This window comes from Bacillus sp. Bos-x628 (genome assembly GCF_040500475.1).
Lineage (GTDB): Bacteria > Bacillota > Bacilli > Bacillales > Bacillaceae > Bacillus > Bacillus maqinnsis.
In genome coordinates this window covers 825,817-851,383 of sequence record NZ_CP159358.1, presented here as the reverse complement: position 1 = coordinate 851,383, position 25,567 = coordinate 825,817, and the positions used below count along the sequence as shown (strand labels likewise).

26 protein-coding genes are annotated in these 25,567 nt (G+C 41.3%); all 26 read left to right on the top strand.

Translation table 11 applies throughout. The features are described from left to right. The first annotated feature begins 15 nt into the window (after positions 1–15). Entirely contained in the window at positions 16–1,686 is a 1,671-nt protein-coding gene (locus ABVJ71_RS04445; protein WP_353855791.1) for a DAK2 domain-containing protein, read from the top strand. Positions 1,687–1,834: 148 nt separating this feature from the next. Continuing rightward, positions 1,835–2,497 carry an L-serine ammonia-lyase, iron-sulfur-dependent subunit beta gene (sdaAB, locus tag ABVJ71_RS04440; protein ID WP_353855790.1) on the top strand — a complete coding sequence of 221 codons (663 nt, stop codon included), beginning with the start codon at positions 1,835–1,837 and terminating at the stop codon, positions 2,495–2,497. A gap of 20 nt (positions 2,498–2,517) precedes the next feature. Then, the gene (gene sdaAA, locus ABVJ71_RS04435) at positions 2,518–3,420 is read left to right on the top strand and encodes an L-serine ammonia-lyase, iron-sulfur-dependent, subunit alpha (RefSeq protein WP_353855789.1); all 903 of its coding nucleotides are present in this window, start codon (positions 2,518–2,520) and stop codon (positions 3,418–3,420) included. Further along, positions 3,398–5,446, top strand: a complete 2,049-nt coding sequence (recG, locus tag ABVJ71_RS04430) for an ATP-dependent DNA helicase RecG (RefSeq protein ID WP_353855788.1) — start codon at positions 3,398–3,400, stop codon at positions 5,444–5,446. Before sdaAA ends, recG begins: the two co-directional genes overlap by 23 nt. A 112-nt stretch (positions 5,447–5,558) precedes the next feature. After that, positions 5,559–6,125, top strand: a complete 567-nt coding sequence (gene fapR, locus ABVJ71_RS04425; protein WP_353855787.1) for a transcription factor FapR — start codon at positions 5,559–5,561, stop codon at positions 6,123–6,125. 16 nt (positions 6,126–6,141) lie between these two features. Further along, on the top strand, positions 6,142–7,140 hold the full coding sequence (gene plsX, locus ABVJ71_RS04420) for a phosphate acyltransferase PlsX (protein WP_353855786.1): 999 nt from the start codon (positions 6,142–6,144) through the stop codon (positions 7,138–7,140). 15 nt (positions 7,141–7,155) lie between these two features. Next, entirely contained in the window at positions 7,156–8,100 is a 945-nt protein-coding gene (fabD, locus tag ABVJ71_RS04415) for an ACP S-malonyltransferase (RefSeq protein ID WP_353855785.1), read from the top strand. Next, a complete protein-coding gene (gene fabG, locus ABVJ71_RS04410) occupies positions 8,100–8,843 on the top strand; it encodes a 3-oxoacyl-[acyl-carrier-protein] reductase (RefSeq protein WP_353855784.1) in 744 nt (247 codons plus the stop codon). The genes fabD and fabG overlap by 1 nt, the downstream gene beginning before the upstream one ends. 81 nt (positions 8,844–8,924) lie before the next feature. Further along, on the top strand, positions 8,925–9,158 hold the full coding sequence (acpP, locus tag ABVJ71_RS04405; RefSeq protein WP_353855783.1) for an acyl carrier protein: 234 nt from the start codon (positions 8,925–8,927) through the stop codon (positions 9,156–9,158). Between the two features lie 182 nt (positions 9,159–9,340). After that, the gene (rnc, locus tag ABVJ71_RS04400) at positions 9,341–10,096 is read left to right on the top strand and encodes a ribonuclease III (RefSeq protein WP_353855782.1); all 756 of its coding nucleotides are present in this window, start codon (positions 9,341–9,343) and stop codon (positions 10,094–10,096) included. Between the two features lie 93 nt (positions 10,097–10,189). Continuing rightward, on the top strand, positions 10,190–13,750 hold the full coding sequence (gene smc / locus ABVJ71_RS04395; RefSeq protein ID WP_353855781.1) for a chromosome segregation protein SMC: 3,561 nt from the start codon (positions 10,190–10,192) through the stop codon (positions 13,748–13,750). A 21-nt stretch (positions 13,751–13,771) separates the two neighbouring features. After that, complete coding sequence (ftsY, locus tag ABVJ71_RS04390; protein WP_353855780.1) at positions 13,772–14,758, top strand: signal recognition particle-docking protein FtsY; 987 nt, start codon at positions 13,772–13,774, stop codon at positions 14,756–14,758. Between the two features lie 141 nt (positions 14,759–14,899). Further along, entirely contained in the window at positions 14,900–15,232 is a 333-nt protein-coding gene (locus ABVJ71_RS04385) for a putative DNA-binding protein (RefSeq protein ID WP_353855779.1), read from the top strand. Between the two features lie 13 nt (positions 15,233–15,245). Then, a complete protein-coding gene (ffh, locus tag ABVJ71_RS04380) occupies positions 15,246–16,586 on the top strand; it encodes a signal recognition particle protein (RefSeq protein WP_353855778.1) in 1,341 nt (446 codons plus the stop codon). Between the two features lie 104 nt (positions 16,587–16,690). Next, positions 16,691–16,963, top strand: coding sequence for a 30S ribosomal protein S16 (rpsP, locus tag ABVJ71_RS04375; RefSeq protein WP_008354520.1), 273 nt, complete (start codon positions 16,691–16,693; stop codon positions 16,961–16,963). Further along, on the top strand, positions 16,963–17,208 hold the full coding sequence (locus ABVJ71_RS04370) for a KH domain-containing protein (RefSeq protein WP_353855777.1): 246 nt from the start codon (positions 16,963–16,965) through the stop codon (positions 17,206–17,208). The genes rpsP and ABVJ71_RS04370 overlap by 1 nt, the downstream gene beginning before the upstream one ends. A 104-nt stretch (positions 17,209–17,312) precedes the next feature. Further along, positions 17,313–17,699, top strand: coding sequence for a YlqD family protein (locus ABVJ71_RS04365; protein WP_353855776.1), 387 nt, complete (start codon positions 17,313–17,315; stop codon positions 17,697–17,699). 8 nt (positions 17,700–17,707) lie between these two features. Further along, positions 17,708–18,232 carry a ribosome maturation factor RimM gene (rimM, locus tag ABVJ71_RS04360; protein WP_353855775.1) on the top strand — a complete coding sequence of 175 codons (525 nt, stop codon included), beginning with the start codon at positions 17,708–17,710 and terminating at the stop codon, positions 18,230–18,232. Further along, a complete protein-coding gene (gene trmD / locus ABVJ71_RS04355; protein ID WP_353855774.1) occupies positions 18,229–18,963 on the top strand; it encodes a tRNA (guanosine(37)-N1)-methyltransferase TrmD in 735 nt (244 codons plus the stop codon). Before rimM ends, trmD begins: the two co-directional genes overlap by 4 nt. A 137-nt stretch (positions 18,964–19,100) precedes the next feature. Continuing rightward, positions 19,101–19,448: a 50S ribosomal protein L19 gene (gene rplS / locus ABVJ71_RS04350; protein WP_008354510.1), complete on the top strand. Its 348-nt coding sequence runs from the start codon at positions 19,101–19,103 to the stop codon at positions 19,446–19,448. Between the two features lie 90 nt (positions 19,449–19,538). After that, complete coding sequence (gene ylqF, locus ABVJ71_RS04345; protein WP_353856556.1) at positions 19,539–20,387, top strand: ribosome biogenesis GTPase YlqF; 849 nt, start codon at positions 19,539–19,541, stop codon at positions 20,385–20,387. Positions 20,388–20,462: 75 nt separating this feature from the next. Then, the gene (locus ABVJ71_RS04340; RefSeq protein WP_353855773.1) at positions 20,463–21,227 is read left to right on the top strand and encodes a ribonuclease HII; all 765 of its coding nucleotides are present in this window, start codon (positions 20,463–20,465) and stop codon (positions 21,225–21,227) included. Positions 21,228–21,253: 26 nt separating this feature from the next. Then, a complete protein-coding gene (locus ABVJ71_RS04335) occupies positions 21,254–22,993 on the top strand; it encodes a glycosyltransferase (protein WP_353855772.1) in 1,740 nt (579 codons plus the stop codon). Continuing rightward, positions 22,990–23,265, top strand: coding sequence for a FlhB-like flagellar biosynthesis protein (locus ABVJ71_RS04330; protein WP_353855771.1), 276 nt, complete (start codon positions 22,990–22,992; stop codon positions 23,263–23,265). Before ABVJ71_RS04335 ends, ABVJ71_RS04330 begins: the two co-directional genes overlap by 4 nt. Positions 23,266–23,441: 176 nt before the next feature. Then, positions 23,442–24,602 (top strand): ADP-forming succinate--CoA ligase subunit beta, encoded by a 1,161-nt coding sequence (sucC, locus tag ABVJ71_RS04325; RefSeq protein WP_353855770.1) that lies wholly within the window; start codon positions 23,442–23,444, stop codon positions 24,600–24,602. A 22-nt stretch (positions 24,603–24,624) separates the two neighbouring features. Beyond that, positions 24,625–25,527: a succinate--CoA ligase subunit alpha gene (gene sucD, locus ABVJ71_RS04320; RefSeq protein WP_353855769.1), complete on the top strand. Its 903-nt coding sequence runs from the start codon at positions 24,625–24,627 to the stop codon at positions 25,525–25,527. The last annotated feature ends 40 nt before the right edge of the window (positions 25,528–25,567 follow it).

The window sequence follows — 25,567 nt, the reverse complement described above, 5'->3', positions numbered from 1 at the left end:
TAAGGAGGAAATATTTTGTCTATTAGAAATCTTGATGGTCGCACATTTGCAAAGATGATCCTTGCAGGTGCATACCATCTTTCTCAAAACGCACAAATTGTAGATGCGTTAAATGTTTTTCCAGTGCCAGACGGAGACACGGGGACAAATATGAATTTGTCAATGACTTCAGGGGCAAAAGCAGTTGAAGAAACAAATACCGATCATATCGGTAAAGTAGGGATAGCGCTTTCAAGAGGGCTGTTAATGGGTGCAAGAGGGAACTCAGGCGTTATCTTGTCACAGCTCTTCAGAGGTTTCAGTAAAAATATAGAACAAAAAGAGACGATTGATGCGAAAGAATTTGCCCTTGCTTTGCAGGCGGGTGTTGATACAGCATATAAAGCTGTCATGAAACCAATCGAAGGAACTATTCTAACGGTTGCAAAGGATGCAGCAAAGAAAGCGGTTGCTGTTTCAGCGACAGAAGATCAAATTGACCGTGTACTTGAATTAACCATTGACGAGGCAAGAGCTTCACTTGAGCGTACACCAGATTTGCTTCCTATATTAAAAGAAGTCGGAGTTGTCGATAGTGGCGGTAAAGGACTTCTTTATGTATATGAAGGTTTCCTTGCTTCATTAAAAGGGGAGAAATTGCCTAAAACGGCTTCCTTGCCAACGTTAAAAGAACTTGTGAATGCAGAGCATCATAAAAGTGCACAAAGCCATATGAATACAGAAGATATTGAATTTGGTTACTGTACAGAATTTATGGTGAAGTTTGAAGAAGACAAACAGTCCTTTGAAGAGAATGCATTCAGAGAAGAGCTGAGCCAATTCGGAGATTCACTCCTTGTGGTGGCAGACGATACGTTAGCGAAGGTTCATATTCATGCAGAGCAGCCTGGTGAAGTATTATCATATGCACAGCGCTACGGCAGCTTAATCAATATGAAAATAGAGAACATGAGAGAGCAGCATAGCTCAATCATAAATGAAGAAAGAAATCATGCGCCTGCTACGCCAGCAACAGCTACCCGTGAAAAACAACGTTATGGTGTCGTCTGTGTCGCAATGGGAGAAGGAATTGCTGACTTGTTTAAAAGTATCGGGGCTTCAGTCGTGATTGAAGGTGGGCAAACGATGAATCCGAGCACAGAAGACATTGTCAAAGCAATTGATAGCATAAATGCCGAAACCGTCTTTATTTTACCTAATAATTCTAATATTGTCTTGGCAGCTAATCAGGCGGCAAGTGTCTCAAAGCGTGAGGTTGTTGTTATCCCGACGAAGACCGTCCCTCAAGGGATGTCGGCACTACTTTCCCTGAATGAAACGGCTTCAAATGAAGATAATGAAGCAGCGATGTTAGAAGCGATCAAGCATGTAAAAAGTGGCCAGATTACCTTTGCTGTAAGAGATACTCAAATTGATGGGATCGATATTGCCAAAGGAGATTATATGGGACTTTTAAATGGAAAAATTATCTTAACTGCTAAAAATCAACTGGATGCAGCAAAAGAACTTCTTGCCCAAATGGTGACAGAAGAAGATGAGATTGTCACCATTATTAAAGGAGAAGACGCAATATCTGATGAAGTTGACGAGTTAGAAGCATATATTGAGGAATCTTTTGAAGATGTAGAAGTTGAAGTCCACGACGGGAAACAGCCGCTTTATTCATATATTTTGGCTGTTGAATAATGAAAGAAGGGCAGACTCAGCCCTTCTTCTTCTTTTGCATTTTTTTACAAGTCGTCCAATGTGAAATAAGTTGCGGGAAACGGATGAATCCATTAGTCTAAAGGAAGAAACAAACCATTACGTAAGTGTTTATGAGAGGGGAAGACCTATGAAATATAGAAGTGTGTTTGATATTATTGGACCCGTCATGATTGGTCCATCAAGTTCGCACACAGCGGGTGCGGCTCGTATAGGAAGAGTGGCTCGCAGCTTATTTGGAAGAGAACCGAAACACATTGTCGTTTCGTTTTATGGTTCTTTTAAAGATACGTATAAAGGACACGGTACAGATGTAGCGATAATAGGCGGAATTCTTGACTTTGATACGTTTGATGAACGCATTAAAACAGCCATTGATATTGCGAAAAGCAAAAATATCGAGATCGATTTTAAAGAAGAAGATGCAGTACCTACGCATCCCAATACAGCAAAAGTCAAAATTTCTGATGCAAATGGAACGCTTGAATTAACTGGAATTTCCATCGGCGGTGGCAAAATAGAAATCACTGAATTAAATGGCTTTGAACTCAGGCTCTCAGGAAATCACCCTGCCATTCTTGTTGTTCACAACGATCGATACGGCACGATTGCTGCAGTTGCCAACGTCTTAGCGAAGTTTGCCATCAACATTGGTCATATGGAAGTGGCCCGTAAAGATGTGGGACAAGAGGCGCTTATGACAATTGAAGTGGATCAAAATATTGACTCTGCAGTCCTATCGGAACTTGAAACGTTGCCTAACATTATTCAAGTCACGCAAATTGCAGAGTAACAAAAAGGAGGTTTTGTATAGTGTTTAAAAACGTAAAGGAACTCGTGCAGCTAACAGAAGAACGGAATACCTCCATTTCAGAAATTATGATTACTCAAGAGATGGAAGTGACAGGGAAATCCCGCGAAGATATTTTTGCGCAAATGATACGCAATCTAGAAGTGATGGAGCAGGCTGTTGAGAACGGACTTAAAGGCGTGCAGTCACTATCTGGTCTAACTGGCGGAGATGCGGTGAAACTTCAGGCATATATGGCATCAGGTAAGACACTGTCAGGACATACAATACTAGATGCTGTCAGTAAAGCCGTTGCAACAAATGAAGTAAATGCAGCAATGGGAACGATTTGTGCAACACCTACTGCAGGATCAGCAGGTGTTGTTCCTGGTACTTTATTTGCAGTAAAAGAAATATTACATCCAACAAAAGAACAGATGGTTAGATTCCTATTTACTTCAGGTGCATTCGGTTTTGTTGTGGCCAATAATGCGAGTATCTCCGGTGCAGCGGGCGGCTGTCAGGCAGAGGTAGGCTCTGCATCTGGTATGGCAGCCGCCGCCATCGTTGAAATGGCAGGCGGAACGCCGCAGCAGTCTGCTGAAGCGATGGCGATTACACTGAAAAACATGCTGGGACTTGTTTGTGATCCGGTGGCAGGGCTTGTTGAAGTTCCGTGTGTGAAGCGAAATGCAATGGGTGCATCGAATGCAATGATTGCAGCAGACATGGCGCTTGCTGGCATTACAAGCCGTATTCCGTGTGATGAAGTCATTGATGCCATGTATAAAATTGGTCAAACCATGCCAACTGCACTTCGTGAGACAGCGCAAGGCGGACTTGCGGCAACACCGACAGCTAGAGAGCTTGAAAAGAAGATTTTCGGAGGTGTGACCACATCTCGTGATACAGAACCTGCAAGATAATGTCTCTGTCCTAAAGGGGATTGGAGCAGAAACCGAAAAAGCACTGAATGAACTTGGAATCAAAACAGTAGCCGATTTACTCGGCTACTTCCCTTATCGTTATGATGATTATGAACATCGCAACTTAGAAGAAGTGAAACATGACGAACGTGTAACAGTTGAAGGAAAAGTACACAGTGAGCCCGTTCTCACCTATTATGGAAAGAAACGAAGCAGGCTGACATTCAGGCTGCTTGTCGGGCGTTTTCTCATTACAGCCATTTGCTTTAATCGCCCGTATTTAAAAAGAAGCTTGATAGTAGGCGACACCGTATCAGTCACAGGGAAATGGGATAAAAATCGCCAATCGATGATGGTGCAGGAATTTAAAAAAGGAACGCACGAACAAGATGGTAGCATTGAGCCTGTATATTCTGTAAAAGAAAACGTAACGGTTAAAATGATGAGGCGATTTGTGAAACAAGCCCTCACACTTTATGCAGACAAGGCGGAAGATCCACTCCCAAAACAGCTCATTTCTGCCTATAAGCTTATGCCTTATCAAGAGGCATTAAAAGCCATTCACCTTCCTGAAACAAGAGACTCACTCAAACAAGCAAGACGCCGTTTTGTGTATGAAGAGTTTTTAATATTTCAATTGAAAATGCAAGCGATCAGGAAGAAGGAACGAGAAAAAACATCTGGAATTCAGCATTCTTTCTCAAAAGAGGCCGTTTTTGATTTTGTCCATCATCTGCCCTTCCCGCTGACAAAAGCGCAGTCAAGAGTACTTGATGAGATTATGTCAGATATGGCGTCTCCTTCTCGTATGAACCGTCTCCTTCAAGGAGACGTTGGTTCGGGTAAAACAGCCGTTGCAGCCATTGCCCTTTATGCCGCGCACTTGTCCGGGTTTCAAGGTGCACTGATGGTGCCGACCGAAATTTTGGCAGAGCAGCATGCTGATTCACTTGACCAACTGTTTGAAAAATGGAATGTGAACATTGCGCTATTAACTAGTTCTGTGAAAGGAAAGCGCCGACGAGAATTACTTGAGCGTCTCAAACAAGGAGAGATTGATATTTTAGTCGGAACTCATGCACTCATCCAAGATGAAGTGGAATTTCAGCAACTCGGTCTAGTGATCACTGATGAACAGCACCGGTTTGGCGTTGAACAGCGGAAAAAGCTGAGGAGTAAAGGGCAGGATCCAGACGTATTGTTTATGACAGCAACACCAATCCCAAGAACACTGGCCATTACTGTATTTGGAGAAATGGACGTATCTGTTATTGACGAATTACCTGCTGGCCGAAAGCAAATTGAAACCTATTGGGTCAAACACGATATGCTTGGGAGGATACTTGCTTTTGTGGATAAAGAATTGAAAAAGGGACGGCAGGCTTATATTATTTGTCCGCTCATAGAGGAGTCAGACAAGCTTGATGTTCAAAATGCGATCGATGTTCACAGTATGCTGACGGAGGCGTATCGAGGCAAATGGTCTATCGGCTTAATGCACGGCAAACTTGCTAGTGATGAAAAAGACCAAGTGATGAGAGCCTTTACCGCAAATGAAGTGCAAATACTCGTGTCGACCACTGTGGTTGAAGTAGGGGTGAATGTGCCAAATGCGACCATCATGGTCATTTACGATGCTGACCGCTTTGGACTCTCTCAACTACACCAGCTCAGAGGCCGAGTAGGTCGTGGTGAGCATCAGTCATTTTGTATATTAATGGCAGATCCTAAATCAGAGATGGGCAAAGAGCGGATGAGAATTATGTCTGAAACAACAGATGGTTTTGAGCTGTCTGAAAAAGACTTAGAACTGAGAGGGCCTGGGGACTTCTTTGGCAAAAAACAAAGCGGGATGCCTGAATTTAAAGTAGCGGATATGGTACATGATTACAGAGCGCTTGAAACAGCGAGAAAAGATGCGGCAGAACTTGTACAATCTGATGCCTTTTGGACAGAACCTGAATACAAGGAACTCAGGCGAACACTAGTAGACAGCGGCGTTCTTGGCGGAGAGAAATTGAGCTGATCGGAAGCTGGAGGAATTTTCTTGTCTTTTTGAAACAAGGATTGATTTATCGCCTATGAGATTATATACTACTATTAGTACCTAGTCATAAATGTACGGATGGTGTCTGCATATGAAATTAAATAAAAAAGAACGTCAAAGGCTTCTCCAGCAAACGATCAGCTCGACTCCGTTCATTACTGATGAAGAATTGGCATGTAAATTCGGTGTGAGCATTCAAACGGTCCGTCTTGACCGTTTGGAGCTGTCAATCCCAGAATTGCGCGAAAGAATTAAGCATGTTGCCGAAAAGACATTAGAGGATGAAGTGAAGTCACTGCCGCTCGATGAGGTGATTGGAGAAATGATTGATGTAGAGCTTGATGATCAAGCCATCTCCATTTTCGAAGTGAGAAAAGAACATGTATTTAGCCGTAACCAAATCGCACGAGGACATCATCTCTTTGCCCAAGCGAATTCCCTAGCAGTTGCTGTGATTGATGATGAACTCGCTCTGACAGAAAAAGCAAATATTAGGTTTACAAGGCAGGTCAAACAAGGCGAAAGAGTCGTCTCAAAAGCCAAAGTGACCTCACATGATAAAGAAAAAGGCAGAACCGTAGTTGAAGTAAAAAGCTATGTGGGTGAGGAAGTTGTCTTCACAGGCGACTTTGTCATGTACCGTTCAAAACAAAAGTAAAAGGTGGACACATAACATGAGAATTGCAGTCGATGCAATGGGGGGAGATCATGCCCCTAAAGCAATCATTGACGGTGTGCAAAAAAGCTTAGCGGCATTTTCAGATATTGAAATAACACTTGTCGGTGATGAAAACCAAATCAAACCTTACATAACCAATCATGAGCGCATCACCATTTTAGATGCAAAAGAAGTCATTGAACCTACAGATGAGCCAGTACGTGCAGTCAGACGAAAAAAAGATTCCTCTATGGTGAAAATGGCACAAGAAGTGTCCGAAGGAAGAGCTGCTGCATGTATTTCGGCTGGAAATACAGGGGCGCTCATGACAGCAGGACTGTTTATCGTAGGAAGAATCGCTGGAATTGACAGACCTGCACTTGCACCAACTTTGCCAACACTTGATGGCAGCGGATTTCTTTTACTTGATGTCGGTGCAAACGTTGATGCAAAACCAGAACATCTCGTCCAATATGCGATGATGGGTTCCATTTATGCAGAGCGTGTCTTCCCGAAAAGTAATCCGCGCATTGGACTATTAAATGTGGGAACAGAAGACAAAAAAGGCAATGATTTAACGAAAAAAACTTTTGACTTATTAAAAGCATCAGACCTTCATTTTGTAGGGAATGTGGAATCACGTGACTTATTAGAAGGTGTAGCTGATGTGGTCGTCACAGATGGTTTTACAGGGAATATTGCACTCAAAACATTAGAAGGCACAGCACTTTCTGTGTTTAAAATGCTAAAAGAAACCTTAACTTCTAGCTTTCTAGCGAAAATTGCAGCAGCTATGATGAAGCCAAAACTAATGCAAATGAAAGCAAAAATGGATTACTCAGAATATGGCGGTGCTGCTTTATTTGGTTTAAAAGCACCTGTCATTAAAGCGCATGGTTCTTCTGATGAAAATGCTATTTTCCATGCAATTCGTCAAGCGCGTGATATCGTTATGAAAGACGTTTCAGCTATCATTCAGCAAGAGATCCAAAAAGAAAACACGAACAAGTCTTAATGGAGGTAGAGCAGCATGAGTAAAATCGCATTTTTATTCCCTGGTCAGGGCTCTCAGAAGATTGGCATGGGAAAGGATTTATTTGACCAAGAAGCGGCATCTAAAGCTGTATTTGAAGAAGCAGACAAGACACTTGGTTTTGACTTATCTTCTATGATCTTTGAAGGTGATGCTGCAGAACTTACGGTTACATATAATGCGCAGCCAGCGCTTTTAACAACAAGCATCGCCATCTTAAAGAAATTTGAAGAGAGCGGAATCAAAGCAGATTATGCGGCTGGACACAGTCTTGGTGAATACACAGCACTCGTTGCAGCAGGCGCTCTTTCATTTAAAGATGCAGTATATTTAGTGAGAAAGCGCGGCGAATTCATGAATGAAGCAGTTCCGGCAGGAGAAGGTGCAATGGCGGCCATTCTCGGACTTGATCAAAAAACGCTTTTAGAGGTGACAAAAGACGTAACAGCCAGCGGTCAACTAGTAGAAATTGCTAACTTAAACTGTCCGGGGCAAATTGTGATATCTGGTACAGCAAAAGGTGTAGAACTTGCTTCTGAAAAAGCCAAAGAAAAAGGGGCTAAACGTGCAATTCCGCTTGAAGTGAGTGGACCGTTTCATTCCGCTTTAATGAAACCGGCTGCTGAAAAATTCGCAGACGTATTGTCAAAAATAGATATTACAGATGCCAAAACACCGGTCATTTCAAATGTAACGGCAGATGTTATCACATCTCGTGAAGAAATTGAGACAAAACTGATTGAACAGTTATACTCACCTGTTCGTTTTGAAGAAAGCATAGAACGCCTTATTGATTTAGGTGTGACAACGTTTGTTGAAATTGGTCCCGGCAAAGTGCTTTCAGGTCTTGTGAAAAAGGTCAATCGCCGCCTGACGACAATTTCCGTTTCAGATCAAGAAACAATTGAAGTAGCTATCCAAACGATGAAGGGGGAATCTTGATGCTCACGAATAAAACAGCCGTTGTAACAGGATCATCACGAGGAATTGGACGTTCAATCGCTATTGACTTAGCGAAGAACGGTGCAAATGTTGTGGTGAACTATTCAGGAAACGAAGCGAAAGCGAACGAAGTAGTTGATGAAATTAAAGCGTTAGGTCAGAAGGCCTTTGCCGTAAAGGCGGATGTCTCAAATGTTGATGAAGTACAGGCATTAATGAAAACAGCCGTTGAAACGTTTGGTTCAATAGACATTTTAGTGAATAATGCAGGCATCACAAAAGACAACCTGCTCATGAGAATGAAAGAAAATGAATGGGATGATGTCATTAACATAAACTTAAAGGGTGTCTTTAACTGTACAAAAGCAGTGACGCGTCAAATGATGAAGCAGCGCAGCGGAAGAATTATTAATTTGGCATCAGTTGTTGGCGTGTGTGGGAATCCTGGACAAGCCAACTATGTGGCAGCGAAAGCCGGCGTCATTGGGCTGACAAAAACAACGGCAAAAGAACTAGCGAGCCGTCATATTACAGTCAATGCGGTAGCACCAGGCTTTATTTCTACAGATATGACAGACAAGCTTGATGACAATGTACAAACAGAAATGCTCAAACAAATCCCGCTCGCACGCTTTGGGGCACCTGAAGATATTAGCAACGTTGTTGTCTTTTTAGCTTCTGAAGGAGCAAGTTATATCACTGGTCAAACCATCCAAGTCGATGGTGGAATGGTGATGTCCTAAGAAATATCAAATTTTCGTGATGTTTACTCTAGTTTTTTAAAAACGAATCAACTATAATACTTTGAGGGGAGGTGAAAGGCAATGGCAGACGTATTAGAGCGTGTATCAAAAATTATTGTAGACCGCCTTGGCGTTGATGAGGCTGACGTGAAAATGGAAGCTTCATTTAAAGAAGATTTAGGCGCTGATTCCCTTGATGTAGTTGAGCTAGTTATGGAACTTGAAGATGAGTTCGATATGGAAATTTCTGACGAAGATGCTGAAAAAATTGCAACAGTCGGTGACGCTGTGAACTACATAAAAAGCCAGCAATAAGTGTAACAAAGTCCCGTCTACTTTCATGGCGGGACTTTGAAAATTTATGTCAGTTTCAACACTTCAGCTGATCAATTGTCAGCCTTTTTCAGATGCTAGGAGCAATGTTTCCTTGCATGTAGAAAGAGAGACTCCATATAATCAGTATCCTTAAAGGCGATTAAGCCTACCTGGAGGTTGCTATGCCAAAACAATTTAAAGATAAACAAAAACAGAGCAAAAAACTAGAACAATTCCGAGAATTCCAGCAGCGCATTTCAGTCCACTTTAAAAATGAAAAGCTTCTGTATCAAGCCTTTACACATTCTTCTTATGTCAATGAGCATCGGAAAAAGCCTTATGAAGACAATGAAAGACTAGAGTTTTTAGGAGATGCGGTTTTGGAATTGACCATTTCCCAATTCTTATTTGCCAAATACCCAGCCATGAGCGAAGGAGATTTGACAAAACTAAGAGCGGCGATCGTATGTGAACCATCACTCGTGTCACTTGCTCATGAGTTATCCTTTGGGGATCTTGTTCTTTTAGGTAAAGGTGAAGAAATGACAGGCGGCAGAAAGCGTCCAGCTCTATTAGCAGACGTATTCGAGGCGTTTATTGGCGCTCTTTATTTAGACCAAGGATTAGAGCCAGTCGAAAAATTTCTAAAAGCATATGTGTATCCAAAAATTAATGATGGGGCGTTCTCACATGTCATGGACTTTAAAAGCCAGCTTCAAGAATTTGTTCAGCGTGATGGGAAGGGTGTACTAGAATATCGCATCCTGCATGAAAAAGGACCAGCACATAACCGCGAATTTGAAGCAAATGTATCACTGCGGGGAGAAGTACTCGGGATTGGTAATGGTCGGTCAAAAAAAGAAGCAGAACAGCACGCTGCACAGGAAGCACTTGCTAAACTGCAGAAACATCATATGAACCAAATTAAATCCCCCTGAATTCCTAGGGGGATTTCACTCTGTTTTCATCATCTTTTTTCATTTCATATGGTAAGATGATAGTACTTTAAATACATAAGGAGGATCACTCTCATGTTCCTCAAACGCTTAGACGTGATAGGATTCAAATCATTTGCACAACGGGTGACAGTGGACTTTGTCAAAGGTGTCACAGCTGTTGTTGGACCAAACGGAAGCGGCAAAAGTAATATTACCGATGCCATCCGCTGGGTACTTGGAGAACAATCAGCGAAAAGCCTCCGCGGAGGAAAAATGGAAGACATCATTTTTGCAGGAAGTGACTCAAGGAAAAGAGTCAACCTAGCAGAAGTGACATTAACGTTAGATAACGAAGATCACTTTTTGCCGATTGATTTTCACGAAGTTAGTGTGACAAGAAGGGTGTATCGTTCAGGAGAAAGTGAATTTCTCATTAACAATCAACCTGTTCGATTAAAGGATATTATTGACCTTTTCATGGACTCAGGCCTTGGCAAAGAAGCTTTTTCAATCATCAGCCAAGGGAAGGTAGAAGAGATTCTATCGAGTAAGGCGGAAGAGAGAAGAAGTATCTTTGAAGAAGCTGCCGGTGTCTTGAAATACAAAACAAGAAAGAAAAAAGCTGAGAATAAACTGTTTGAAACGCAGGACAATTTAAATAGAGTAGAAGATATCCTGCATGAACTAGAAGATCAAGTAGAACCTCTTAAAATACAGGCATCAATAGCGAAGGATTATCTACAAAAGAAAGAAGAGCTTGAAAATGTAGAAGTCGCCTTAACAGTCCATGATATAGAAGAGCTTCATCAAAAGTGGACAACACTTGGCAAAACAGTCGAGAGCCTCAAGCAGGATGAAATGAAGCAATCAACTGATATTCAAACGAAAGAAGCGAAGATTGAAGAGGCAAGGGACCGCATCCAAGCGCTTGACGAATCGATTAATGATTTGCAAGAAATCTTGCTTTTCACAAGTGAGGAATTAGAGAAGCTTGAAGGTAGAAAAGAAGTTCTAAAAGAACGTAAAAAAAATGCGGCCGCAAACCAAGGACAACTGGAAGAGACACTTGTTCGTTTAACGGAAAAGCAAGCCTCATTGAATGAAAGAATAGCTCATCAGCAAATAACGCATGACAACCTGCAAGCAGAAGTGCAGCAATTAAAAGGTGAGGTCAAAACAAAACAGGATCAACTCTCCCTCCATAGTGAGGATGTTGAAGGCCAAATTGAACATCTGAAAAGCGATTATTTTGATCTATTAAATGAACAGGCTTCTATCCGCAATGAACGTAAATTACTAGAAGAGCAGCAGCGCCAGGCTACTTTGCAACTAGAACGTCTGACGCAAAATAACCAGAAGCATATTGAAGAACGTATCTCGCTAAAAGACAAGAAAACAGATGCTGAGCAGCGCCTTTCAGACATAGAAGAAGACATTTTTGCCCAAGTAAAACGCTTTAGAGAGGCGGAGCAGAAACTTGAGCAAATGAAGCGTCAATATGAGAAAAAAGAAACAGCGCTCTACCAAGCATATCAGTACGTGCAGCAGGCAAAATCGAAAAAAGAGATGCTTGAATCCATGCAGGAAGACTTCGCAGGCTTTTTCCAAGGAGTGAAAGAGGTCTTAAAAGCAAAGGATAGACTTAATGGTATTCATGGTGCGATTGCAGAGCTGATTCAAACAGATCAGCAGTATGAGACGGCGATCGAAATCGCCCTAGGTGCAGCGACACAGCACGTCGTCACCGAAGATGAATCAGCAGCACGCAAGGCCATTGGATACTTAAAACAGCACGCCTTTGGACGTGCCACCTTCCTGCCAATGAACGTCATCAAAGAAAGAACCATTCCGTTCCGAGATGTTCAAATAGCTGAGCAGCACGGTTCATTTATTGGCGTAGCGAGTCATCTTGTTTCCTTCGATGAAAAGTATCAAAAGGTCATTCAAAATTTACTTGGAACAGTGCTTATTGTCAGAGATTTGAAAGGGGCCAATGAGCTGGCGAAAATGCTTGGTCATCGTTATCGCATCGTGACCCTTGACGGGGATGTCGTCAATCCAGGCGGTTCTATGACTGGGGGCGGCGTTAAGAAAAAGAACAACTCCCTCCTGTCAAGGAATCGTGAGGTTGAAACACTGACAAAGCAGCTCGTTGAAATGGAAGAAAAAACGACCATTCTCGAAAAAGAAACAAAAGAAACAAAACAGTCGATTGCAGAAGCCGAATCTCAATTAAGTGAGCTACGTAAGCGTGGTGAAACACTGAGAGAAAAGCAGCAAGAGATGAAAGGGAAACTATACGAACTGCAAGTAGCGGAAAAAAATATGAATTCACATCTAGAGCTATATGACCAAGAGAAAGAAGAAATACAACACCGTATAACAGAACTTGCACAAAAAGACAAAGAGCAGTTGACGCTTGAAGCATCAATTGGTGAGAAACTGACATCTCTTGATCAAGAAATCGAAACGCTGACAAAACGTAAACAGACGCAAAGCTCGACGAAAGAAGCCATTTCGGCTGAACTGACAGAGCTAAAAATCTTACTTGCGAAAAAAGAGCAGTCTTTAGCCAATGAACAAGAGAAGCTCTCTAGCTTAACGACAGAATTAGAAGAGGTTGAAAAGACCCTATTTGAAACAAAAGAAGATCTGTCTCTTTTAACGAATGAAATGACATCTAGTTCAAGCGGGGCAGAACAACTTGAAGAAGCTGCGAAAGAGAAACTGCAAGATAAAAATAAAACAACAGCACTTATTTCAGAACGGCGTAAACAGCGCTTAGCACTTTCTGAGTCATTAGCATTTACTGAACGAGAACTAAAAGAGCAAAAGCGTTTGTATAAACAGTTGACAACAAGTTTAAAAGACGAAGAAATTAAGCTTGGCCGAATGGAAGTCGAACTCGATAACCTCATCGCATATCTAAATGAAGAATATGCGCTTTCATTTGAGGGAGCAAAAGAAATGTATGAGCTGACTTTAGCACCTGATGAAGCAAGAAAACGAGTAAAACTCATCAAACTTGCGATTGAAGAGCTGGGAACAGTGAATTTAGGCAGTATTGATGAATATGAAAGAGTGAACGAACGTTATCTCTTCTTAACAGAGCAGCGAAATGATCTGACAGAAGCGAAAAATACATTGTTCCAAGTCATTGAAGAAATGGATCAAGAGATGACCAAACGCTTCTCTGATACATTCACTCAAATCCGCACACACTTTGAATCTGTCTTCCAAGCATTGTTCGGAGGAGGACGAGCAGACCTCCGGCTGACAGATCCAAACGATTTGCTCAACTCTGGAGTAGATATTGTAGCGCAGCCGCCAGGTAAAAAATTGCAAAACCTCAGTCTCTTGTCAGGCGGAGAAAGGGCATTAACTGCAATCGCCTTACTGTTTTCTATTTTAAAAGTTAGACCTGTTCCATTCTGTGTGTTAGACGAGGTAGAAGCAGCGCTTGATGAAGCCAACGTCTTCCGTTTTGCTCAATATTTAAAGAAATATAGCAAGGAAACGCAATTTATTGTGATTACTCATCGAAAAGGAACAATGGAAGAAGCAGATGTCCTGTATGGTGTCACAATGCAGGAATCAGGCGTATCCAAACTCGTATCCGTCAAATTAGAAGATACAAAAGAGCTTGTCCAGTAACTAAAGGAGGTTTTAAAACCAGTGAGCTTTTTTAAGAAATTAAAAGAAAAATTGACGTTGCAAACAGATTCAGTATCAGAAAAGTTTAAAGATGGCCTTGAAAAGACGAGAACCTCATTTCAAGGGAAAGTAAACGAACTGATTTCTCGCTATCGTAAGGTTGATGAAGACTTCTTTGAAGAACTAGAAGAAGTATTAATCAGCGCCGATGTTGGTTTTACAACGGTCATGGAGCTGATTGATGAGCTGAAAAAAGAAGTGAAATTAAGAAATATTCAAGATCCAAATGAAGTACAAGCTGTCATTTCAGAAAAGCTTGTCGAGATTTATCATAGCGGTGAGGAACAAATTTCTGAACTGAATATCCAAGACGGTCGCTTAAACGTCATTTTGTTTGTTGGGGTAAATGGTGTTGGGAAAACAACGACCATTGGTAAACTTGCAAATAAGCTGAAAAACGAAGGGAAGTCCGTCATTTTGGCAGCAGGTGATACGTTCCGTGCCGGTGCGATCGAACAGCTTGAAGTATGGGGAGAGCGCTCTGGTGTACCTGTCGTCAAACAGACGGCGGGTTCTGACCCAGCGGCTGTCATCTATGATGCGGTCCAATCAGCCAAAGCAAAAAATGCAGATGTGCTGATCTGTGATACAGCAGGAAGACTACAAAACAAAGTCAACCTCATGAAAGAATTAGAAAAGGTCAAAAAAGTCATTGAGCGGGAAATCCCAGATGCTCCGCACGAAGTCCTGCTTGCTCTTGATGCGACAACAGGTCAAAACGCCATGGCGCAGGCGAAGGAATTTTCTAAAGCAACAAATGTTACTGGTATCGCTTTAACAAAGCTTGACGGCACAGCAAAAGGCGGAATTGTTTTAGCGATTCGAAATGAGCTGAACATTCCTGTCAAACTTGTCGGTTTAGGAGAAAAGGTCGACGATCTCCAGCAATTTGATGCCGAATCGTATGTGTATGGTTTATTTTCAGATGTCATTGATAAAGAAGACTAACAAAAATGCCGGCCCAGTTGCTGGCATTTTTGTTTACAAATCACATCATGAACTGACAAGATAAAAACTTGACACACAGATGAGAACCGTGTAAACTTATTTGATGTAAAGGGAATGAACTTAACAAAGGGGAGAGAGCCCATGACGCTTGAAAAAACAACGAGAATGAACTACTTGTTTGACTTCTATCAATCGTTGTTGACTGCAAAACAAAAGAGCTACATGTCGCTTTACTACCTAGATGATTTTTCCCTCGGTGAAATTGCGGATGAATATGAAGTATCGAGACAGGCTGTTTATGATAATATTAAACGGACTGAAGCGATGCTTGAACAATATGAAGAAAAGCTGCTCTTGTTTAAGAAATTTAAAGAGCGTAAAGACATTCTCAAAAAAATGAGAGAGCTTTTAGCAGATTCCCCGCAAAAGGGTGAAGCTGAAGCATTAATTGAATCGCTTGAGAAATTAGATTAGGAGGCGGCACAGTATGGCATTTGAAGGATTAGCCGACCGACTGCAGCAGACAATTTCAAAAATCCGCGGCAAAGGAAAAGTGTCAGAACAAGATGTAAAAGAAATGATGCGCGAGGTACGCCTTGCACTTCTTGAAGCTGACGTCAATTTTAAAGTGGTTAAAGATTTTGTGAAAAAGGTAAGCGAACGGGCAGTTGGACAAGAAGTCATGAAAAGCCTTACCCCTGGACAACAAGTCATTAAAGTTGTCAAAGAAGAACTCACTGAATTAATGGGCGGAGAAGAAAGTAAAATCGCAGTTGCGAAAAAATCTCCAACAGTCATTATGATGGTTGGTCTTCAAGGGGCAGGTAAAACAACAACAACTGGTAAGCTTGCCAATTTACTTCGCAAAAAACATAATCGCCAGCCGATGATGGTTGCTGCGGATATTTACAGACCAGCTGCCATTCAGCAGCTTCAAACTCTTGGGAAACAGCTTGATATGCCAGTGTTTTCACTAGGTGATCAAGTAAGCCCAGTTGAAATTGCCAAACAGGCCATTGAAAAAGCCAAAGAAGAACATTACGATTATGTCATTTTAGACACAGCGGGACGTCTTCATATTGATCATGAATTGATGGATGAGCTTCAAAAAGTAAAAGAAGTGGCAAATCCAGAAGAAATCTTCCTTGTTGTCGACTCAATGACAGGTCAAGATGCTGTCAATGTAGCGAAAAGCTTTAACGAACAGCTTGGTTTGACAGGTGTCATTCTAACGAAACTAGACGGCGATACACGAGGTGGGGCGGCACTTTCTATTCGAGCTGTCACAAATACACCGATTAAATTTGCTGGACTAGGGGAAAAACTTGATGCCCTTGAGCCATTCCATCCAGAGCGTATGGCGTCAAGAATTCTTGGTATGGGAGATGTGCTGACACTTATTGAGAAAGCACAGGCGAACGTTGACCAAAATAAGGCAAAAGAACTTGAACAAAAAATGCGAACAATGAGCTTCACGCTTGATGATTTCCTCGAGCAGCTTGGTCAAGTTCGCAATATGGGTCCACTTGATGAATTGATTCAAATGATGCCGGGAGCCGGTAAAATGAAAGGGCTCAAAAACGTCCAAGTGGACGAAAAACAGCTCAATCACATCGAAGCGATCATTCAATCAATGACGACCGAGGAAAAAGAGCAGCCAGAGGTCATTAATGCAAGCCGAAGAAAAAGGATTGCCAAAGGAAGCGGAACATCTGTACAGGAAGTCAATCGCCTTTTAAAGCAATTTGATGAAATGAAAAAGATGATGAAGCAAATGACCAATATGAGCAAAGGGAAGAAAAAGGGCTTTAAATTACCATTTATGTAATTGGTTATACATGATAAAACCTTGTTAAGAAAAAACACTTTACAAACACTTTTATCATTGTTAATATACTATCTTGTTGAAATATTTTCGGAGGTGCTAGTAAAATGGCAGTAAAAATTCGTTTAAAACGTATGGGAGCAAAAAAATCTCCTTTCTATCGTATTGTTGTAGCAGATTCTCGTTCACCGCGTGACGGTCGTTTCATCGAAACAGTTGGAACGTACAACCCAGTGGTATCACCAGCTGAGGTGAAAATCAACGAAGAGTTAGCACTGAAATGGCTTCAAAATGGTGCGAAACCGTCTGATACAGTTCGTAACCTTTTCTCAAGCCAAGGAATTCTTGAAAAATTCCATCATGCGAAAAACAGCAAATAATGAAAGAGCTGTCCTTGGAAGAATTGATTGTGTCCATCGTCGAGCCACTTGTTGATTACCCTGAGGATATTCACGTATCTTCCTTAAAAAAAGATGAGCAGGTGATTTACACATTGTCTGTCAATGCTAAAGATACCGGAAAAGTGATCGGAAAGCAGGGACGTACAGCAAAAGCGATACGAACAGTCATTTTTGCAGCAGGTGCAGAATCTTCTAAGAAAGTTCAACTTGAGATTGCTGACTAAAAAGGGAGAGGGCATAGCACCTCCCCCTTTTTTTACACGTTTAAATCTATTTTTCGTTATACTGTAGAGGACAAATGCCTTCAGATAGGGGGACAAAAAGGGAGATGCAGATCATTCAACATGTCACCGTGATGCAAGTATTAACTGAAAGCACCAAGGACAAACTGTTAACGACTTTTTTGGAAAAAAAAGAAAGACTAGAACGTGAATGCAATCAACTATATTTTCAACTAAAGAAGCATGAAAAAGAACCGCATCAACAAGAGGCGATTCCTCAATTTCAAAAAGCCATTGATAAACGACAAGAGAAGATCAGGCAAATCGACTTTCAAATGGAGCAACTTCATATCTTGCCGCTTGGAAGTGAAATGAAAGAAACAGAAGTAGATGCACTGGTTGAAGTGAAAATAGGTGATAGATGGGATGACAAAATGCATGATAATGTCATCGTCGTCAAAGACGGCATCATTGTTGAAATACGTCAGGGGTGATAGGTAACATGGAGCTAAATTGGTTGAATGTTGGAAAGATCGTCAACACACACGGAGTGCGTGGTGAAGTGCGCGTCGTGTCAAAGACAGATTTCCCAGAAGAACGCTACAAAACAGGAAGCGTCTTATATATTTTTAAACATGGGCAAGATAAGCCTTTAAAAGTCACTGTAGCATCACATAGACAACATAAGCAGTTTGATTTGCTCACGTTTGAAGAAGTTGGTTCATTAAATGAAGCAGAGCAATTGAAAGAAGCCATCATAAAAGTAGATAAAAATCATCTTAGCCCATTAGATGAAGGGGAATTTTATTTTCACGAAATCATTGGATGTGATGTATACGATGAACATAAGGAACTCATCGGACGAATTAAAGAAATTTTAACACCGGGCGCAAATGATGTTTGGGTTGTAGAAAGAAAAGGCAAAAAAGATGCCCTCATTCCTTATATTCCATCTGTCGTCAAAACGATTGATATTCCATCCAAAACCATACACATTGAAATGATGGAAGGACTCATTGACGAATGAAAATCGACTTTTTAACCCTTTTTCCTGAAATGTTTGAAGGCGTCCTTCACTCATCCATATTAAAAAAAGCACAGGAGAAAGAAGCTGTTGTATTTAATGTAGTCAATTTTAGGGACTATTCAGACCATAAGCATAAAACGGTGGATGATTATCCTTATGGTGGCGGTGCGGGGATGGTACTGAAAGCACAGCCCGTATTTGATGCGGTAGAAGATTTAACGAAGAAAGCAAGCAAGAAGCCCCGAATCATTCTTGTATGTCCTCAAGGTGAAAGGTACACACAAAAGAAGGCTGAAGAGCTTGCAAAAGAAGAGCATCTTATGTTGATTTGCGGTCACTATGAAGGCTACGATGAGCGCATTAGGGAGCATCTTGTCACAGATGAAATCTCGATTGGAGATTTTGTCCTCACAGGCGGAGAGCTGCCGGCGATGATGATTGCAGACAGTGTGGTCAGGCTTTTGCCTCATGTGCTTGGAAAAGAAGCGTCTCATATCGAAGATTCATTTAGCACAGGTCTCCTTGAACACCCTCACTATACAAGACCGGCTGACTATAAAGGACTGAAAGTACCAGATGTGCTCCTCTCTGGAAATCATGCCAAAATAGAAGAGTGGCGTCGTAAAGAATCTTTGAAGCGAACGTATACAAGAAGGCCGGATTTGATAGAATCATGCAAAACATTAACAGATGAAGAAAAAAGATGGCTTTGGCAGCTTCATAATGACTAGATTGTATTGCACACTGCATAGAGGTGTGGTATGATACTACTTGTGACTTGGACGGCTTGCCGTTTTAAGTTTGAAAACGATGTTCCGCTGCAATGAAGAAAGAGGACATGAGCATCTGTTGGAAGGAGTTGAAAACGATGCAACATTTGATTGAAGAAATCACAAAAGAACAATTACGCACTGATCTTCCTGCGTTCCGTCCTGGTGACACTTTACGTGTACACGTTAAAGTTGTTGAGGGTACTCGTGAGCGTATCCAGATCTTTGAAGGTGTTGTAATTAAGCGTCGTGGTGGTGGAATCAGCGAAACTTTCACAGTTCGTAAGATTTCTTACGGTGTAGGCGTTGAGCGTACATTCCCTGTACACACACCAAAAATCGCTAAGATCGAAGTTGTACGTCACGGTAAGGTACGTCGTGCGAAACTTTACTACCTACGTGAACTTCGCGGTAAAGCGGCTCGTATCAAAGAAATCAGACGATAATGATATCAAAGGAAAGAGCTTGTTACCTGTAACAGGCTCTTTTTTTGTACAATGGATATAGACAACGGAAAGATGAAAGAAGGTGCACATATGACGATTCAATGGTTTCCCGGCCATATGGCAAAAGCAAGACGTGAAGTCACAGAAAAATTAAAGCTCATCGACATCGTTTTTGAATTAACGGATGCAAGAATCCCAATGTCCTCAAGAAACCCAATGATCGAAGAAATCTTGCAAAACAAACCTAAAATTGTGCTTTTAAATAAAGCAGATAAAGCAGATCCTCGTATGACAAAGCAGTGGCAGGCACATTTTGAGCGTCAGGGCGTACGTGCACTTGCAATTAACTCTGTTGATGGACAAGGCTTAAACCAGATTATAACGACTTCGAAAGACATTTTAAAAGAAAAATTCGACCGCATGAAAGCAAAAGGGGTCAAACCACGTGCTATCCGAGCTCTTATTATTGGGATTCCTAATGTCGGGAAGTCGACATTGATCAATCGTTTAGCAAAGAAAAACATTGCCAAAACAGGAGATCGACCTGGTATTACCACATCACAGCAGTGGGTAAAAGTGGGAAAAGAACTTGAACTGCTCGATACACCTGGCATATTATGGCCGAAATTTGAAGATGACCAAGTAGGGCTCAGACTTGCAGTTACTGGTGCAATAAAAGATTCGATTATTAATTTGCAGGATGTCGCTGTGTATGCACTGCGTTTTTTAGAGGAACATTATCCAGAGCGGTTAAAGAAACGTTATGAGCTCACAGACATACCTGAGGATATCGTTGAGCTGTTTGATGCAATCGGAAGAAAGCGCGGCTGTCTGATGAGTGGAGGGCTTATTAATTACGATAAAACCACCGAAATCATCATTCGTGATATTCGAACTGAAAAATTTGGTCCCCTCACCTTTGAGAAGCCTGAAAGCTAAAAGACACGCAGCTTATGCGGGTCTTTATTTTTTATGAAAAACTGCCGATATAAAGAAGGAGGACGGATAAAGCTCATGTATACTGTAAAGCAAATAAAAGCACTCATAGAAGAGCACGCGCAAGATGAGGCGTACATCCGTGAACTTGTCAAAGATGATACAAGAAAAAGTGTCCAGCAGCTCATGGCAAAATGGCACAAAGAGAAAATAAAGAAACAAGAACTACAAGCAGCATGGAATGACATGCTAAAATACGAAAACCAAGCAAAAGCACAAGGGTTTACATGTATCGCCGGCATAGATGAAGCAGGGAGAGGGCCGCTGGCCGGACCAGTTGTGGCAGCTGCCGTAATATTAAAAGAAGATGCTGTTCTTCTTGGTTTAAACGATTCAAAGCAATTATCTGAGAAAAAAAGATTGACCTATTACGACATGATTCAAGATGAAGCGCTTGATATTGGAATCGGCATTGTTGATGCGAATACTATAGATAAAATAAATATTTACGAGGCATCAAGACTGGCAATGGTGAGAGCCGTGCAACAGTTAACATATACACCTGACTATCTTCTCATTGATGCGATGACGCTGCCACTAAATATCAGGCAAGAAAATATGATAAAAGGGGATGCAAAAAGTGCATCCATTGCTGCTGGTGCATGTATTGCAAAGGTCACAAGGGATCAGATGATGGAAGAATACGGACGTAGGTACCCTGAGTATCAATTTGAAAAACATAAAGGGTACGGGACAAAAGAGCACATGGCTGCCATTCAAAAATATGGCGCTACACCGATTCATAGAGTATCATTTGCACCAGTTCGAGCTGTTATTTCATAAATTTTCATACTAGGAGGCTGCCTGCATTGACAAGACTCGAAGACATAAATACAGCACTAAATAGCCGATTAAATACGGCAGAATCTGTTCCTTTCATCACAGAAGGAAAGGAAAATGTTCACCGGCTGATTCTCGGAAAAGTATTGAAAATGCTTGGAGATGATACAGCACTTGTTCAAATAGGCTCTACTAAAATAAAAGCACAGCTTGCAGCACAGCTAAAGGCAGATGCGTTCTATTGGTTCCAATTTGAACAAGTGAGCGGAGGTCTCAATAAGCTAAGACCAGTTCAACAGTTTGATCAAGACCCTAAGACGCTAAAAGATGCAGCCACAAAACTATTAGAAGGATTATCGCTTAAAAATGGGCTTGAAAGCATGTTAACAGCTACAGCCTTTTTAAAAGAGAAATCAGTCATAAACGAAACAGAATTAAAGGCTGCAGTGAAATGGATAGAACAGTTTCAAGGAGCTGATGTCAAAAAAGGGTTACAGGCACTCCTCTTCGCTTTAAAAAAAGACTTACCGATACATCAAGGTGTGCTTCAGTCTATATTTGCAGTGAAATCATCTACTACCCTTCATCAAGATATGACTGCGCTGCTTGATCGGCTATTGCAGCTACCAAAGCACTCAGGCGCAACACAAACCCTTACACAAGCCGTTCGTTCAGTCATAGATGCAGAGACCACCGTCCATGCCGAAAAGCTCTTATCAGTGCTTCTAGCCGTTAAAGACGGTGCAATGAAGCAGGGGACCAGCGTGCAGGAGCCAGCTCGTCTCAATCTTTCTCAGCAAGAAGAAAATAGCCCAGCATCATTCGCTCAACAAGGGCGACAGACAGAACACCTCAATCAGCCAAGCACACAGCAGCAACCATTAGGACAAAGACAGCTTCCGATCCCTGTGCATAAAATAGAGCAAATACTCACAAGCATCATGCAACAAACCCCTGAAGGAAATCAAGGATCAGAAATGAAACCATTAATAACATTACTTCAAGGATTAAAGCAGACAGCAAATCAGGCCGAATCTAAGGCATCATTAATTCAAGAAGAATTCCCGTTTCTGACAAAAACAGAGGCAAAGGCATTGGCTCAAATCATTCAACAGGCTGAACCGGCATTAAGTAATAAAGCGGATGTGCTCGATTTACTTATGACAATGAAAAAAGCCATGGGTGTGCGAGATGAAATAGGGATGCTGAAACGACTTGAAAAAGGAAGCCAAGATATTAAAAGTCAGGAGCTTCAACAATTAAAGCTAGTCTTGAATGAGGTCAGACAGGCTGATCTACCGGAACCAGTAAAAAGAGAAGTGGATCAATTGTTTCATAGATTAAATGGGCAGTTGTTTGTACACCAGGAAAGCCAGACGATCAGTCAAATGATTGTCTCCTATCCTCTTTTTTCAAAACATAGTGTCCAAGATTTGACCTTTATTCTAAAAGGTCATAAGAAAAAAGACGGTTCAATTGATATGTCTCAGTGTCGCTTAATGTTTTACTTACATATGGAGAATCTTGAAGAAACGTTAATAGACTGTACAATTCAGCAAAAGGTGATGGCCATTACAGTTGAGACCAATCATGAACTTCAAGGTACAATTAATCCAATGATTCCAACTGTTCGAGAGAATTTAAATGCCCTAGGCTTCAGTTTAACTGGTATTACAGCGAAAAAGAGACAAGAGCAAGTAGATCTGTCTCACTTTCTAGATGAACACTTTCATAAAATCAGCGAGAAAGGGCTGGACTTACGAGTATGAAGGACTCAAAACCGCTTAGAAGAGCGGTCGCTTTACATTACGATGAGGAAAAACAAAAGGCGCCAAAAGTCATCGCAACAGGAAGCGGCTATGTGGCAGAGCATATTATTGAAGAAGCTAAAAAGTCAGGGGTTCCCATCCAAGAAGACCCTAATTTAGTTGAACTCATGCGCCATTTAACGCTTGATGAGGAAATACCAGAAGCATTATACGATACTGTAGCAGAAATTTTTTCGTTTATCTATCGATTGGATCAAAAAATGAAAAAATAAGGTAAAAAAAGTGATTTGGCTGAAAAATTTATATTTTTAATAAAATAAAAGTTTGAATGTTTAGAAGGATTTTACGATTTTACATAGAACCCTAGACATTCTCTTTTTTATTCTTTAAAATGAAAGCGCAGTCTATTTTATAATTCTTGTTTCTACATATGTTGGGAGGATGGGAAATGAATATCCATGAGTACCAAGGAAAAGAAATCCTAAGAAAATATGGGGTTTCAGTTCCAAATGGTAAAGTAGCATTTACACCTGATGAAGCCGTAAAAGCATCAGAAGAGCTAGGGAGCTCTGTATATGTTGTAAAAGCACAGATTCATGCAGGCGGCCGTGGTAAAGCAGGTGGGGTAAAAATTGCAAAAACAAAAGATGAAGTGAAAGGGTTTGCAGAGGAATTGCTCGGTAAGACACTTGTCACTCATCAAACTGGACCAGAAGGACGGGAAATAAAACGCTTACTTATTGAAGAGGGTTGCGATATTCAAAAAGAGTACTATGTTGGACTCGTTTTGGACAGAGCGACATCAAGAATCGTATTGATGGCTTCAGAAGAAGGCGGTACTGAAATTGAAGAAGTAGCAGAACAAACGCCCGAAAAAATCGTAAAAGTGGTCATTGATCCAGCGATTGGTCTTCAAGCTTATCAAGCGAGAGAAGTTGCATTTAAAATTAATATTCCAACAAAACTTGTTGGGCAAGCTGTTAAGTTTATGACAAGCCTTTACAAAGCTTTTGTCGAAAAAGATTGCTCCATTGCCGAAATTAATCCACTTGTTGTAACAGGTGATGGTAAAGTCATGGCGCTTGACGCAAAATTAAACTTTGATAGCAACGCCCTATATAGACAAAAAGATATATTAGAATACCGTGACCTTGATGAAGAGGATCCAAAAGAGATTGAAGCATCTAAATATGATCTAAGCTACATTTCACTAGACGGCAATATTGGCTGTATGGTCAATGGAGCAGGTCTTGCGATGTCTACGATGGATATCATCAAGCATTATGGCGGTGACCCTGCAAACTTCCTAGACGTTGGCGGCGGTGCAACAGCTGAAAAAGTAACAGAAGCATTTAAAATCATCTTATCTGATCAAAATGTCAAAGGGATTTTCGTTAACATTTTTGGCGGTATCATGAAATGTGATGTCATTGCAGAAGGTGTAGTTGAAGCAACCAAGCAAGTCGGTTTAACTTTACCGCTGGTTGTACGTCTTGAAGGAACAAACGTTGATTTAGGGAAGAAAATCCTTCGTGATTCAGGCTTAAATATCACTTCTGCTGAGTCTATGGCTGACGGGGCAGAAAAGATTGTATCTTTAGTGAAGTAGAGCAGAAAGGCAGGAAACCTAAATGAGTGTATTTATTAATAAAAATACGAGAGTAATTGTTCAGGGGATTACCGGATCAACCGCATTGTTCCACACAAAACAAATGATTGATTACGGAACTAATATTGTTGGTGGTGTAACGCCTGGAAAAGGAGGAACTGAAGTAGAAGGAGTTCCTGTATTTAATACTGTATCTGAGGCCGTACAGACAACTGGAGCAAACGCTTCTGTGATCTATGTACCTGCACCATTTGCAGCAGATGCCATTTTAGAAGCAGTCGATGCTGAAATTGAGCTTGTTATTTGTATTACTGAGCATATTCCGGTCCTTGATATGGTCAAAGTGAAACGGTATATGGAAGGGAAGAAAACAAGGCTTGTTGGACCGAACTGTCCTGGTGTGATTACACCTGAAGAATGTAAAATTGGGATTATGCCTGGCTACATTCATAAAAAAGGTCATGTTGGTGTTGTTTCTCGTTCTGGAACGCTTACATATGAAGCGGTTCATCAGCTTTCAGAGGCTGGTGTTGGACAGTCTACAGCTGTAGGTATCGGTGGTGACCCAGTAAACGGGACAAACTTTATTGATGTATTAAAAGCATTCAATGAAGACCCTGAAACGCATGCTGTCATTATGATCGGTGAGATCGGCGGTACAGCTGAAGAAGAAGCAGCGGAATGGGTAAAAGCAAATATGACAAAACCAGTTGTCGGCTTTATTGGTGGGAAAACCGCTCCTCCAGGAAAACGTATGGGCCATGCTGGTGCGATTATTTCTGGCGGTAAAGGAACAGCTGAAGAAAAAATAAAAACAATGCGTGCATGTGGAATTGAAGTGGCAGAGACACCATCTGTCATGGGAGAAACTCTAATTAAAGTGTTAAAAGAGAAGAATCTCTTCGAAGCTTGTAAAACGCATTAATAACACAAGAAGACTTGTTCTTTGACAAGTCTTCTTCTTT